The 15,836-nt window shown below is 55.0% G+C and carries 7 protein-coding genes; 3 read left to right on the forward strand and 4 right to left on the reverse strand.

Annotated features, from left to right (window positions below; genetic code table 11):
* The first annotated feature begins 184 nt into the window (after positions 1-184).
* Positions 185-4,003, forward strand: a complete 3,819-nt coding sequence (rpoB, locus tag NQ495_RS06620) for a DNA-directed RNA polymerase subunit beta (protein WP_040294183.1) — start codon at positions 185-187, stop codon at positions 4,001-4,003.
* Between the two features lie 148 nt (positions 4,004-4,151).
* Positions 4,152-8,414 carry a DNA-directed RNA polymerase subunit beta' gene (rpoC, locus tag NQ495_RS06625; protein WP_009133737.1) on the forward strand — a complete coding sequence of 1,421 codons (4,263 nt, stop codon included), beginning with the start codon at positions 4,152-4,154 and terminating at the stop codon, positions 8,412-8,414.
* Between the two features lie 154 nt (positions 8,415-8,568).
* On the opposite strand, the gene NQ495_RS06630 is transcribed toward rpoC, so the two are convergent.
* The 4 genes from NQ495_RS06630 to NQ495_RS06645 all read right to left on the reverse strand — a co-directional run bounded on the left by NQ495_RS06630 (position 8,569) and on the right by NQ495_RS06645 (position 14,665).
* Positions 8,569-11,025, reverse strand: coding sequence for an ABC transporter permease (locus NQ495_RS06630; protein WP_009133736.1), 2,457 nt, complete (start codon positions 11,023-11,025; stop codon positions 8,569-8,571).
* A gap of 281 nt (positions 11,026-11,306) precedes the next feature.
* Positions 11,307-12,626 (reverse strand): MFS transporter, encoded by a 1,320-nt coding sequence (locus NQ495_RS06635; RefSeq protein ID WP_009133735.1) that lies wholly within the window; start codon positions 12,624-12,626, stop codon positions 11,307-11,309.
* 32 nt (positions 12,627-12,658) lie between these two features.
* On the reverse strand, positions 12,659-13,714 hold the full coding sequence (locus NQ495_RS06640; RefSeq protein ID WP_009133734.1) for an aldose epimerase family protein: 1,056 nt from the start codon (positions 13,712-13,714) through the stop codon (positions 12,659-12,661).
* Positions 13,715-13,750: 36 nt separating this feature from the next.
* Positions 13,751-14,665, reverse strand: a complete 915-nt coding sequence (locus tag NQ495_RS06645; protein ID WP_118061193.1) for a nucleotidyltransferase family protein — start codon at positions 14,663-14,665, stop codon at positions 13,751-13,753.
* Between the two features lie 286 nt (positions 14,666-14,951).
* Between NQ495_RS06645 and NQ495_RS06650 the strand changes: the two genes are divergently transcribed.
* Entirely contained in the window at positions 14,952-15,833 is an 882-nt protein-coding gene (locus NQ495_RS06650) for a murein hydrolase activator EnvC family protein (protein ID WP_009133732.1), read from the forward strand.
* Positions 15,834-15,836 lie beyond the last annotated feature (3 nt).

A 15,836-nucleotide genomic window follows, 5' to 3' on the forward strand; every position in this document is an offset into this window, starting at 1 on the left:
ACTCTATACCTTTTCTCATTTAACATTACGGGCCTCTGTGAAGAGTCGCCCGTTTTCGGCCCGGAGAGTTCCCCTTTTTATTTTCATCGTGCCACGGATGGGACCATTCCCGCACGCGCTTCGGACCGCTAAGGGATAAGATGTACAGCAACAGTTCTAGTCTTCAAATTTAATATTGGATCCAATGTCCCAAAAAACAGATAATAAACGTATCAGCTTCTCTTCGGTCAAAAACAGGATGCCCTATCCCGATTTGCTGGAGGTGCAGCTCAAATCCTTTCAAGACTTTTTTCAACTGGACACCACTGCGGAGAACCGGAAGAACGAAGGCCTCTACAAGGTTTTCATGGAGAACTTCCCGATCACCGATACCCGCAACAACTTCGTGCTGGAATTCATCGACTACTACGTCGATCCGCCCCGTTACTCGATCGACGAGTGCCTGGAACGCGGCCTCACGTACAGTGTTCCGTTAAAAGCCAAACTGAAATTATACTGTACAGACCCTGAACACGAAGATTTCGACACGGTAGTCCAGGATGTCTATTTCGGGACGATCCCCTACATGACTCCCCGCGGCACGTTCGTTATCAACGGCGCCGAGCGCGTCATCGTATCCCAGTTGCACCGTTCGCCCGGCGTCTTCTTCGGACAGAGCACCCATACGAACGGGACGAAGCTTTATTCCGCCCGTATCATCCCCTTCAAGGGTTCCTGGATCGAGTTCGCGACAGACATCAACAACGTGATGTACGCTTACATCGACCGTAAAAAGAAACTGCCGGTCACCACCCTGCTCCGCGCCATCGGCTTCGAGAGCGACCGTCAGATTTTAGAGATATTCGACCTGGCCGAAGAGGTCAAGGTCACCAAGGCCAACCTTAAAAAAGTGGTGGGCCAGCGCCTTGCTGCCCGTGTGCTGAAGACATGGGTGGAAGATTTCGTCGACGAAGATACCGGCGAGGTGGTTTCGATCGAACGTAACGAAATCATCATCGACCGCGAAACGGTACTCGAAGAGCGCCACATCGAGGATATCGTCGAATCGGGCGCAAAGAGCATCCTGATCCACAAAGAGGCTCCGGGGAGTATCGACTTCTCGATCGTCTACAACACGCTGCAGAAGGACCCGTGCAACTCAGAAAAAGAGGCCGTGGTGTACATCTACCGCCAGTTGCGCAACTCCGAACCGCCCGATGAGGCGACCGCTCGCGACGTGATCGAGAAACTGTTCTTCTCCGACAAGCGGTACGACCTGGGCGACGTGGGCCGCTTCCGGATCAACAAGAAACTGAGTCTCGACATCTCCCCGGAGGTCAGGGTACTGACCCGCGAGGATATGATCGCGATCATCAAATACCTGATCTCGCTGATCAACTCGAAAACCGACGTGGACGACATCGACCACCTGAGCAACCGCCGTGTCCGCACGGTGGGCGAACAGCTGGCCAACCAGTTCAGCGTGGGTTTCGTGCGCATGGCGCGTACGATTCGCGAACGCATGAACGTCCGCGACAACGAAGTGTTCACCCCCGTAGACCTGATCAATGCGAAGACCCTTTCGTCGGTGATCAATTCGTTCTTCGGCACGAATCAGCTTTCGCAGTTCATGGACCAGACCAATCCGCTGGCCGAAATGACGCACAAACGCCGTCTGTCGGCCCTCGGTCCCGGTGGTCTGTCGCGCGAACGCGCCGGTTTCGAGGTGCGCGACGTACACTATACGCATTACGGCCGTCTCTGCCCGATCGAAACTCCGGAGGGACCGAACATCGGTCTGATTTCGTCGCTGTGCGTCTATGCGAAGATCAGCGACATGGGCTTCATCGAAACCCCCTACCGCAAGGTAGAGGACGGCGTCGTGGATCTCAAGAACAGCGATGTCGTTTACCTGAGCGCCGAAGAGGAGGAGGGTCTGGTCATCGCACAGGCGAATGCCCCGCTCGACGATAAAGGCCATTTCCTGAACGCGGATAAGATCAAGGCGCGTTACGAAGGCGACTTCCCGGTAGTAACCGATAAAGAGGTAAACCTGATGGACGTCGCGCCGAACCAGATCGCATCGATCGCGGCCAGCCTGATCCCGTTCCTCGAGCACGACGACGCGAACCGCGCGCTGATGGGTTCGAACATGATGCGTCAGGCCGTACCGTTGGTAATGCCCGAGGCACCGATCGTCGGTACCGGCCTGGAAGACGACATGATCGGGGACAGCCGCATTCAGATCGTTGCCGAAGGTAACGGCGAGGTTGTTTTCTCAGATGCTACCCAGATTCAGGTCAAATACGAACGTACCGACGAAGAGAAGCTCGTCAGCTTCGATCCCGAGGTAACGACTTATAACCTTCCGCGTTACCGCAAAACCAACCAGAATACGTCGATCACCCTCAAACCGATCGTCCGCAAGGGTGAGCAGGTAACCAAGGGCCAGATCCTGACCGAAGGCTATTCGACGCAGAAAGGCGAGTTGGCACTGGGACGCAACCTGAAAGTGGCTTTCATGCCGTGGAAGGGTTACAATTTCGAGGACGCCATCGTGATCTCCGAACGGATGATGCGCGACGACATCTTCACTTCGGTGCATGTCGACGAGTACATCATGGAGGTGCGCGACACGAAACGCGGCGTCGAGGAACTCACCTCGGATATCCCGAACGTGAGCGAAGACGCCACCAAGGATCTCGACGAAAACGGCATTATCCGCATCGGTGCGAACATCAAACCAGGCGATATCCTGATCGGTAAGATCACGCCGAAAGGCGAAAGCGATCCGTCTCCCGAGGAGAAACTGCTCCGTGCGATCTTCGGCGATAAAGCGGGCGATGTGAAGGATGCCTCGCTGAAAGCACAACCTTCGCTCTTCGGCGTTGTCGTGGACAAAAAACTGTTCAGCCGGGCCAACCGTGACGGCAAAAAGAGCAAAGCCGCAGAAAAGGCACAACTCGAAAAGCTCGACATGGCGTTCAACGAACAGGCCGAAGTCCTGCGCAGCCGCCTTCTCGAAAAACTGGCCGTCCTGCTCAAAGACAAGACGACCGCCGGTATCCGCGACTACTTCGGCGTGGAGATCGTTGCCAAAGGCACCCGTTTTACGCAGAAAATGCTCGGGGAGATCGACTTCCTGAACGTAGCGGCGGACAAATGGACGGGCGACGCCCATTTGGATTCGCTGGTGGAAAAGACGATCAACAACTATATCATCAAATACAAAGAGGCTGATGCCGTGCTCAAACGCGACAAGTACAACCTCACCAACGGTGACGAACTGCCCGCCGGCATCATCCAGCTTGCGAAAGTTTACATCGCGAAAAAGCGTAAACTCCGCGTGGGCGATAAAATGGCCGGCCGCCACGGTAACAAAGGTATCGTGGCCAAGGTGGTGCGCGACGAAGATATGCCGTTCCTCGAAGACGGTTCGATCGTCGACATCGTGCTGAACCCGTTGGGTGTGCCTTCGCGTATGAACCTCGGCCAGATTTACGAAACCGTGCTCGGTTGGGCCGGCCGTGAATTGGGACTGAAGTTCGCCACGCCGATTTTCGACGGGGCATCGCTCGAACAGATCAACGAGTACACCGCACAGGCAGGCGTACCGCGCAGCGGCCGCACCTACCTCTTCGACGGCGGTACGGGCGAACGTTTCGACCAGCCGGCGACAGTGGGCGTGATCTACATGCTCAAACTGGGCCACATGGTCGATGACAAGATGCACGCCCGCTCGATCGGTCCGTACTCGCTCATTACGCAGCAGCCCCTCGGCGGTAAAGCGCAGTTCGGCGGTCAGCGTTTCGGTGAGATGGAGGTGTGGGCGCTCGAGGCATTCGGAGCCGCCAACATCCTGCAGGAGATCCTGACTATCAAGTCCGACGACGTAATGGGCCGTGCCAAAGCTTACGAAGCGATCGTCAAAGGCGACAACCTGCCGCAAGCCGGTATTCCCGAATCGCTCAACGTGCTGCTGCACGAACTGCGGGGTCTGGCCATCAGCGTCAAGCTGGACTAAGGTGCTTAGCCGGAAGGCTGCAGCCGGAAGCAGAAACAAAAGCAAAAGGCACGGGGAGCGTTCATCGTCTCCCGAACCGGTTTCCTGCCCCGGAGTCGCACCGCACACGGCTGACGAAGTTTGATGAATAAATAAAAGGAGTAAAAATATGTCATTCAAGAAAGACAACAAGGCACAAAGCGGATTCTCGAAGATTTCGATTGGTCTGGCATCTCCCGAGGAGATTCTGGAAAATTCGAGCGGAGAGGTCCTCAAGCCTGAGACGATAAACTACCGTACGTACAAGCCGGAACGCGACGGCCTCTTTTGCGAGCGCATTTTCGGTCCGGTCAAAGACTACGAATGCCATTGCGGCAAGTACAAGCGTATCCGCTACAAAGGCATCGTCTGCGACCGTTGCGGCGTGGAAGTGACCGAGAAGAAGGTGCGCCGCGAACGTATGGGGCACATTTCGCTGGTCGTTCCGGTAGCGCATATCTGGTATTTCCGTTCACTGCCCTCGAAAATCGGCTACCTGTTGGGGATCCCGACCAAGAAACTCGAAGCGATCATTTACTACGAACGTTACGTAGTGGTTCAGCCGGGAGCCGCCGCTGTGAACGGCGTGGCCGAACTCGACCTGCTGGCAGAGAAAGAGTACCTCGATATCGTCAATGCTTTGCCCAAAGGCAACCAACAGCTCGACGACTCCGACCCGGACAAGTTCATCGCCATGATGGGCGCCGAAGCGATCTACACGCTGTTGCAGCGCGTGGACCTCGACGAGCTCTCCTATTCGCTGCGCCACAAGGCCAGCACGGAGACCTCGCAGCAGCGCAAGGCCGAAGCACTCAAGCGCCTGCACGTCGTGGAAGCATTCCGCGAATCGCGCGAAGTGAATAAACCCGAGTGGATGATCCTCAAGGTGATCCCCGTGATCCCGCCAGAACTGCGTCCCCTCGTTCCGCTGGACGGCGGCCGTTTCGCCACTTCCGACCTGAACGACCTGTACCGTCGCGTGATTATCCGTAACAACCGTCTGAAACGGTTGATCGAAATCAAAGCACCGGATGTCATCCTGCGCAACGAGAAACGCATGTTGCAGGAGGCCGTGGATTCCCTGTTCGACAACTCGCGCAAAAGCAATGCCGTGAAGACGGAATCGAACCGCCCGCTCAAATCGCTTTCGGATAGTCTGAAGGGTAAACAGGGACGTTTCCGCCAGAACCTGCTCGGTAAACGTGTCGACTATTCGGCCCGTTCGGTAATCGTCGTCGGCCCCGAGCTGAAGATGCACGAGATGGGTATTCCGAAAGACATGGCAGCCGAGCTGTACAAGCCTTTCGTCATCCGCAAGCTGATCGAACGCGGTATTGTCAAGACCGTTAAATCGGCCAAGAAGATTATCGACCGCAAAGACCCGGTGATCTGGGATATCCTCGAGAACGTGATCAAAGGCCACCCGGTACTGATGAACCGTGCACCGACCCTGCACCGGCTCGGTATCCAGGCTTTCCAGCCCAAACTGATCGAGGGCAAGGCCCTGCAATTGCACCCGCTGGCTTGTACCGCCTTCAACGCCGACTTCGACGGCGACCAGATGGCCGTGCACCTGCCGCTGGGCAATGCAGCCATTTTGGAGGCCCAGTTGCTGATGCTCGGTTCGCACAACATCCTGAACCCGGCCAACGGCGCGCCGATCACGGTGCCGTCGCAGGACATGGTACTCGGTCTGTATTATATCACCAAAGAGCGTGCTGGTTCGAAAGGCGAAGGACTCGCTTTCTACGGACCCGAAGAAGCGATCATCGCCTATAACGAAAACCGTGCAGGCCTGCATGCCAAAGTGAAGGTGATGGCCGACACGCTTGACGAGAACGACCAGCCGGTCAAGAAACTGATCGATACCACGATCGGACGTATCCTGTTCAATCAGGTGGTCCCCAAAGAGGTGGGATACCTCAACGAGGTATTGACCAAACGTTCACTGCGCGACATCATCGCACTGGTGATGAAGAAAGCCGGTGCCGACAAGGCTGCCGAGTTCCTCGACGCGATCAAGAACCTCGGTTATCAAATGGCGTTCAAGGGCGGCTTGTCGTTCAACCTCGACGCGGTCATCATCCCCGAAGAGAAAGACAAACTGGTACAGGAGGGCTACGAACGCGTGGACGAGGTGATGGAGAGCTACAACATGGGTCTTATCACCAACAACGAGCGTTACAACCAGATCATCGATATCTGGACCAATATCAACATGAAGCTGACCAAGACGGTGCTCGACCACCTCACCTCGGACATGCAGGGTTTCAATCCGGTCTATATGATGTTGGACTCGGGAGCCCGTGGTTCGAAAGAGCAGATTCGCCAGCTTTCCGGTATGCGCGGCCTGATGGCCAAACCGCAGAAATCGGGAGCAGAAGGCGGTCAGGTCATCGAAAACCCGATCCTTTCGAACTTCAAAGAGGGTTTGTCGGTACTGGAGTACTTCATCTCGACGCACGGTGCCCGTAAAGGTCTGGCCGATACCGCACTGAAGACGGCCGACGCCGGTTACCTGACGCGTCGTCTGGTCGACGTAGCGCAGGACGTGATCATCAGCGAAGAGGACTGCGGCACGCTTCGCGGCCTGACGGCTACGGCCATCAAGCGCAATGAAGACGTGGTGCAAACCCTCTACGAACGCATTATCGGACGTACCACCGTGCACGACGTGCACAACCCGCACACGGGCGAACTGATCGTCGCTGCCGGAGAAGAGATCACCGAAAATATCGCTGCGGCTATCGATGCCGCCGGTATCGAATCGGTCGATATCCGTTCGGTATTGACCTGCGAATCCCGCAAGGGCGTCTGTGCAAAGTGCTACGGCCGCAACCTGGCTACCGCACGCATGGTACAGAAAGGCGAAGTGGTCGGCGTAATCGCCGCGCAGTCCATCGGCGAGCCGGGTACCCAGCTGACGCTGCGTACCTTCCACGTCGGTGGTGTCGCCGGAGGTGTGGCAACCGACAACAGTGTCGTTTCCCGCTACGAAGGCCGCCTCGAGATCGACGATCTGCGCACCGTCAAGAGCAAGAACGAAGCAGGCAAAGAGGTCAATATGGTCATCAGCCGCCTCGCGGAGATGCGCATCGTCGATGTCAACACCGACATCGTACTCTATACGCACAACCTGCAATACGGCTCGACACTCTATATGAACGACGGCGACCTGGTGAAAAAGGGCGACCTGATCTGCGAATGGGATCCGTACAATGCGGTTATCATCTCGGAATACGACGGTAAGATCGCCTTCGAGAACGTCATCGAGAACGTCACCTACCGCGACGAGTTCGACGAACAGACGGGCTTCCGTGAAAAGGTGATCATCGAGTCGAAAGACAAGACGAAGAACCCGGTCATCAAGATTCTCGACAAGAAAGGCGACGAGCAGAAGCAATACAACCTGCCTGTCGGCGCTCACATCGTCGTGAAAGAGGATGCTACGATCAAAGCAGGCGAAATCCTGATCAAGATCCCGCGCGCCATCGGTAAGGCGGGTGATATCACCGGCGGTCTGCCGCGTGTTACCGAGCTCTTCGAGGCCCGTAACCCGTCGAATCCCGCCATCGTATCTGAAATCGACGGTGAGATTTCGTTCGGAAAGATCAAGCGGGGCAACCGCGAAATCGTCGTTACCTCGAAAATGGGCGACGTGAAGCGTTACCTCGTACCGCTGTCTCGTCAGATCCTCGTGCAGGAGAACGACTATGTCCGTGCCGGTACGCCGCTTTCGGACGGAGCGATCACTCCGGGCGATATTCTGGCCATCCAGGGCCCGACTAAGGTCCAGGAGTACATCGTCAACGAGGTACAGGAGGTATACCGCATGCAGGGTGTGAAGATCAACGACAAGCACTTCGAGGTGATCGTGCGCCAGATGATGAACAAGGTACAGATCGACGATCCGGGCGATACCCGTTTCCTGCCCGAGCAGATCGTCGACAAGTGGGAGTTCATGGAGGTCAACGACGAACTGTACGACAAGGTCGTCGTGACCGATCCGGGCGAGTCGCCTACGATGCGCGCCGGGATGATCATCACCGTGCGCAAATTGCGTGACGAGAACTCTGTACTCAAACGCAAAGACCAGAAACTGGTCGAGGTACGCGACGTCATCCCTGCCACCTCGAACCAGATCCTGCAGGGTATTACCCGTGCGGCACTGCAAACCAGCAGCTTCATGTCGGCAGCATCGTTCCAGGAGACGACCAAAGTGCTGAACGAAGCGGCCATACTCGGCAAGAGCGACCCGCTCGAGAAGCTGAAAGAGAACGTAATCTGCGGCCACCTGATTCCGGCCGGTACGGGCGAACCGAAGTACCAAAGCATTCTCGTCGGGTCGATGGACGATTACAATTCAATGGTAGGTACACAGTCGCAGGAATAGATAATTTCCTTGCATACATATTGTTAAGAAGGCGGGACCATGGATGGCCCTGCCTTCTTGCTTTGGATTCGGCCGGTCCTCCGAATCAGCCAAATCTGCTAATCTTCAGCAGACGTTTACCGGTATCGAACAAAACCGATAAGAACAGGATTACTTACCCTTTCAACGATTTCACCGCATTGGTCGTGGCAACCCGGTAGCTTTGGAAAGTCACTGTCAATACGGTCAGGATCAGTACCAGCAACAGCGGGACAACAAAAACCCAAATACGGATCGGTGCCCGGTACGCAAAACTCTCCAGCCATTTATGTATTCCGAACCAAGCCAGCGGAACCGACACGACGAAACAAATGAGAACGATTTTCACGAATCCCGAATTGAACAGCATCAACACTTCCGGAACGGTAGCACCGAACACGCGCCGTACGGCAATCTCCTTGCGTCTGCTTTGCGCTTCGAACATCACGAGGCCGAATACCCCCATAATTGCGAGCAGCACTGCAATCAGGCTGAATAAAATCACGATTGTCCCCTGATTCCGGGTCTTTTGGTACAAGGCGTCCATCGCTGCATCCAAGAAATCGATTTGGGGAGGATAGACCGGATCGAGTTCCTCTAACGTAACCCGGATGTGGTCAATGGCTGCCAGCGGGTTACCAGTGACCTTGACATACGAATAGCCATACGGTTTATCATACCGGTAGTGTCCCGGCGAAGCGACCCACAATCCGAGCGGCTCGATCGGGCGGTATAAAGATTCGAAATTGATATCCTTAAAGACCCCCGCAATGCGGACCGTCGTACGGTAATCCAAGAAAGTATCCCCGGCAATTTTCCGATAATCCGCACTTGTCTTTTCTCCTCGCTTCCCGGCCGAAACCGAAGCCAACTCTTTCGCAGCCGTTTCATTGACAATGCAGACGGCATGGCCCGCTACCGGCATTTCATCTCCAGGCCGGAAATCCCGGCCGGCTACGATAGGAATGCCCATCACGGCGGGGAAGTTATGTGAAACCCCGATCCAATACTGCGTTAACCGCTCGTTTTGATAATAATAGGCAATATGGGCTTTCCCCTCATCCCGGACAAATTCATCTTCGGCAAACGCCACATCGACAATTCCGGCATGTCGGATCAGCTTTTGGCGGAACAATTCACTCTTTGCGCCGGTTCCCGGCGAAAGCCTTACCTGCAGGATATGCTCCTTATCAAAACCGACATCGGTACGGCTCACATAACGGTGCTGGAGCTGTATCACGAAGGCGCAAATAATGAGCACGATAGACACCACGTATTGAAAACCGATCAATGCCTTCCGCAACATTTTGGCACGCCCGGTCGCCGCAAACGAGCCGTTGAGAAGCATGACCGGAGGGTATGCCGTCATATGCCACGCCGGATAGAGTCCGGCTATCGCTCCCACAATCAAAGCCAGCGCGAAAGTCATCCCCACCAACGGCAAATGGTCCGAAAGCGACAGCCCGTTACCAAGCAAACGGTTCAACAACCCGTGCCTGAAGACGACCGACGTGACCAGCAAGGCCAGCAGATAGGCCGTAACGGTCATCATAATCGCTTCCGAAACAATATTCCTGCGAATGGTACCGACGGAACATCCCAACACTTTTTGTGTATTGATGCCCCTGATGCGGGCAGGCGTCAGCGCAACCGAAAAATTGACATAGTTGACAACAGCCACCACCAGGATCAGCACAGCCACCACCAGGAGGATATCGGTCAGCTGTTTGTTCCCGCCGGGAGCGGTATCGCCCTTGGCTTTCTCGGCAAAATAGAGATCGGTCAACGGCCGGAACCGGATTTTATGGATAACTAGTCCGGAAAGCAACTCCCGGTTCTTTTCGGTCAGGGTTTCCGCCAAAGTTCCGGCCCGGGCAGGGTCTTCCAACAAAACATAGGCCCGGTATCCTCCGGTATACCACTCGTGCATCATCTCCTGCGGAGGAATACCCGAATAGATGACGTTCCGGATCCGGGAGTTTTCAGGAAAATTCCGATACACACCACCTACATACAACACCGCGTTTAGCTCCTGATTGGCCGATACTTTTATTTTACCTCCCGCACTCAATGCATCCAGCAAAACGATCGGCTTACCCACGGCGCTCTCTTTACCAAAAAATTTCCGGGCGACGCTCTCCGGAATCAATACCTGATCGGGGTCGGCAATCGCCTTCACATTCCCTTCCAGGATATCGAAATGGATTACATCCGTAAATCCGGGCGTAATGCGATCTACCTTCTCATAATACACCAATTCTCCGGGATGGGCGCCCGGAGACATCGGCACCCCCGGCCCAAATGCGTAATCCATGAAAATACCGTAAGCCCGGATTTGCGGGGATCCGGAAAAGAGGTGTTCGAACAATACCCGTGCATAACCATCCTCCCAGGTATTATTGTCCCGCAAAAACTCGACTTTAAAAATATGTTCCTTGTTCGGGTGGTAGTTATCATAGTTATACTCGTTCCAAGTATGCAGCACAATGACCAGAAAGGCCGTGAAAGCCAGCGCAAGCCCCAGTAAATTGAGGATAGCGGCCGTCTTGAAACGCTGCAATGCCTTCAACGAAATCTTAAAAAAACGGATCATGCGTAAACGTACTGTAGTTTCACTTCAAGTTTGTCGGCATTGATACGGTCAACAAACGAGCCATTCGCATATACATTTAACTTGCAACTCATTATCCAATAACAAGAAAAAACGGAAATGTAAATATTTTAGACACCAACGTAAAAATATCATACAATACGGACGACATGACAACAAAAGCGCCCCGGAGGTCCGGAGCGCTTTATCAAAATCCATTCGGTGAGCCCATCCCGTCCTGACCTGCACAAGAGCAAGCCGACAGGACCCGACTGCATCCGGTCTTAATCCACCGGAATATTCTTGTTGACGTTCTTGCAGCCGATCAATGCGTAGTAAAGCATGTAGATCAGGGCCGCGAAGACGACCCAATAGCTGGCCATATAACCGAACAGGTCGGCTACACCGCCCTGGATCAACGGCAGGATACCGCCGCCGCAAACCATCACCATGAAGATGCCGGATGCCATTGCGGTGTACTTGCCCAGCCCCTCAACCGCCAAGTTGAAGATGCCGCCCCACATGACCGAGGTGCAAAGACCGCACAGGATCAGGAACATGATACCGATGGGCACTTCAGCCAGACCGAACGAAATATCGGATTGGAACACCGGCATGTCGACCTTGATCGTTTCGGGCAGGAAAATAGCCAGTAATACGAACAACAGGCCCAACAGCGACACAAAGGTCAGCATCGCCTTGCTGGAGAATTTAGCGCCGAGGAAACCGCCGAACAGACGGCCGATCAGCATCAGGAACCAGTAAGTTCCGCAGATCGACCCGGCCAGGGCCGCTTCATACCCCAACCCCGGCACGCTGTCCACGGCATCGACAGGCGTCGACAGAAACAGGTTGACGAAGTTCGGAATACCGACTTCGACACCCACGTAAAGGAAAATGGCAACCGCACCCAGAATAAAGTGACGGAACGAAAGTGCGCTGTGCGGATCCTTAACACCTTCCGCAGACTCTTTTTGCGCTTCGATCTCCTGTGCCGGTTCGGGAATCTGCATAAAATAGAGCACGATAAACGCCAGTGCGAAGATGCCGATCGCAATGAAAAGCGCCGGATTCGCCTTGTTGATCGTGGCAGTGGCCACATTACCCATCAGGTAACCGACGAAAACCGGAACGATCGTAGCCGAAATCGAGTTCAGCGAGCCGCCGAACTGGATCAGCTGGTTGCCCCGCTTACCGCCGCCGCCGAGCGTGTTCAACATCGGGTTGACCACGGTGTTGAGCATACACATCGAGAAACCGGCCACAAAAGCCCCCGTCAGGTAGATGGCAAAGGCCATGTTCTCCGGCACGATACCCGAGAAGAACTGCGTGCCTACGCCGACGATACCGACGGCAATCGCAGCCAAAGCGGTCTTTTTGTAACCGATCCGCTTGAGCAGCATACCGGCCGGAATGCCCATGAAAGCATAGGCGATGAAATTGGCGGCATTGCCCAGCTGCGACATCCAGTTGGGTACGCCGAACTGGTTCTTGATGATTACGCCGAGCGGATTGGTCAATCCGGTCACGAACGAAATCATCGCGAACAGCGCGAACATCATCGCGATGGGCAGCGCATAATTCTTGTGTTTTGCAGATTCCATTTGCTAAGTTTTAGGTTAAATATTCCAAAGGGTTACTTGTCCGTTTCGAAACGGAAGACGATTTTCTCGTTGTACAATTCACCAGGACGCAACACGGTCGAAGGGAAATGTTCCCGGTTGGGGCTGTTCGGATAAGCCTGGCATTCGATCGCCACGCCGGCGCGGTTGGCGTACTCTCCGCCACTGATGCTCGTAGGACACCCCTGCAGGAAATTACCCGTATAGACATGTGCCGAAGGCTGCGTCGTCAGGATACGCATACGCCGACCGCTCTCCGGATCGTACAGCACACCCGCTTCGCTCAGCTTGCCCTTCTCGTAACCGTCGATCGCCCAACTCTGGTCATAGCCGTGCCCGATGCGCAACGGCTCGTAATCGGCATCGATATCGCGTGCGAGGGGTTTTGGCTCCGTGAAATCCATCGGAGTCCCCTTCACGTCGACCAACTCGCCGGTAGGGATGCAGTTCCGGTCGTACCAGAGGAATTTCGCCGCATTGAGCTGCAATTCCTGCTCCATCGCACGGCCCGCATGCTCACCCTTGAGGTTGAAATAGGCGTGGTTCGTGAGGTTGATGATCGTCGGGGCGTCGGTTCTGGCATAATAGGTAATCTCCAACTCGCAGGCATCGTTCCAGTCGTAGCACACCTCGGCGGTCACTTCGCCCGGATACTTGTCGTCCCCGTCGGGACTCACCAGCGAGAAGACCACCCGGTCGGTCTCGACCCGGCCGTCCCACACCTTATTGGCAAAACCTTTCAGGCCGCCGTGCAGATGCTGTCCACCGGAATTTTGTGCCAGCCGGTACTCCACTCCGTCGAGCGTAAAACGCCCCTCGCCGATCCGGTTCGCAAAGCGTCCCGGTGTTTTGCCCATATAAGGGCCATCGCCGAAATAACTTTCGAAACTGTTGTACCCGAGCGCCACATCGGCCAGGTTGCCGTTGCGGTCAGGCACATTGACGGCCACGATCCCGGCCCCGATATTGCTCAGTTGCACCGATGCGCCGGTGCCGTTGGTCATCGTATAGAGGATCACGGCTTCGCCGTCGGGCGTAAAGCCCCATATTTGCTGTTCAATACTGTTCATCGTATCCGGTTTTAGGGTTAGGCACGGTCCGGAACTCTATTTCCAGAGCTTTTCGGGATAGTTCCCCGCCGCGATCAATTTACGGATGCGCTCCACCACGGCCGGACGGTCTTCTTTATAGGTCACGCCGAACCATTGTGCAGGACAGTGCAGCACGCGCATCTGCGCCGTACCGTCGTTCACCAGTTTGTTGACCATCGTCGGAATGTAGAATTCCGATTTCGGATTGTCGATATTATCCTTCAGGTAAGAGCTGAAATACTTCTCAGAGTAGTCGAAATAGTCGGGCGTAAACCCGAACATGTTCATCGAAACGGGAGCCTTGCCATCCAACGGACGCATCTCGCCGTTCTCATCCTTGAACACGATCTTGCCATTGATCCGCTCGATGGAGGTCCGCTCGACCATCGAGGTCAGGTTGTTGTTGGCATCCACGCCGCATACTCCGCGCGACACGGCTCCGAAATCAGACAGCGTGTTCTGCACCTCGTAGCCGACCATGCAGTAGTGATTCTTCTGTCCGGCCACCGAACGCAGGTAGCGTCCGATCGTCTGGTAAGCCTCCTGACCGTAAAAATCGTCGGCATTGATTACGGCAAAAGGCTCTTCGCGGATCACACCGGCAGCCATCATCACGGCATGGTTCGTTCCCCAGGGTTTGACCCGCTCGGCAGGCACGGTAAATCCGGCGGGAAGTTTATCCAGCTCCTGAAATACAAAATCCACTTCGATCTGCCCGCCGAAACGCCCGGGAGTGAATATTTCACGGAATTCCTTTTCGAAAAGATGACGAATCACGAAGACGACCTTACCGAAACCGGCCCGGATCGCATCGTAAATCGAGTAGTCGATAATCGCTTCGCCGTTCGGGCCTACGCCGTCCATCTGTTTGAGCGAACCATAACGCGACCCCATCCCGGCCGCCAAAACCAAAAGTGTCGGTTTAACCATTTTTGTAAATATATGTGCTTTTATTTTTTACAAACCCGGGGAGGAAAGAATAATTCCGCTCCGGGACACGTTATTTCTCGTAAAGTCTACGCAAATTTACATTTTATAACTTACTTTCAAAGTTTTTTCGCCGGAAAATAATTCGCCGCCGCCGGGCGGGCATGGAATTAGCCGGAGGATTTTATTACCTTTGTACGAAACTGTTTGAAGTTAAAGTTTTCCGCCGTGTACCGCCTTACTCGACGAATGCGGGCCGGGCGGGCAGCACTGCGCCAAACCAACGACCGTGAAGACCAACTTTAAGAATAGCTACCGCTACTTCATACGCCACCTGCGGGAGAAGCACCGCTTCAGCATCCGTAACCAGCACACCGATACCGAAGTGTGGTATATCTACATCAGCCCGCTGAACGTGCTGGCCGGACTGTTGGCCCTGGTGCTGGTCCTGTTCATCATCGTTACCACGACGGTCGCCTACACGCCGATCCTGGACTTCATCCCCGGATATCCGGGCAACAAGTCCCGCACGATGCTCATCGAGAATATCATGCGCCTCGATTCACTCGAAAAAGAGATCAAGAACATGCAGATCTATAACGAGAACGTCGCGCTGATCATGGCCGGCAAAAATCCGGTCACGCGCAACGACATGCAGACCGCGGATTCGGCCTCCCGCAGCAAGAATCCGACGGTAGGCGCCATCATCGAAGACTCGATCCTGCGCAGCCAGATGGAGAATCCGGGAAGCGCTTACAGCATTAACAATCCCGACGCGGCCCGTAAAACGCTGCGCAGTGCGCTGGAGCTTTTCACCCCGGTCAAAGGAGTCGTCGCATCGAAGTTCGAGCCGAAAGAGGGAGCTTACGGCATCCGGGTAGTCACCACGGCCAACCAGCCGGTCATGGCTATCCTGGACGGGACTGTGATCTCCTCGTCGTGGACGCCTTCCGACGGCTATGTGCTGTTCATCCAGCACAGCAACAACCTGACGTCGGTTTACCGGCACAACAACGAAGTGATCCGCAAGGTCGGCGACCGTGTACGCAGCGGTGAGATCATCGGCTATACGGGCAGTACGCAGCCCGATGCCGCAAAGAAGAATTTGTTTGAAATCGAACTGTGGCACAACGGCACGCCCGTCGACCCGCAAAGTTATATCGTATTCTGACCC

The organism is Alistipes indistinctus YIT 12060, from assembly GCF_025144995.1.
Classification (GTDB): domain Bacteria; phylum Bacteroidota; class Bacteroidia; order Bacteroidales; family Rikenellaceae; genus Alistipes_A; species Alistipes_A indistinctus.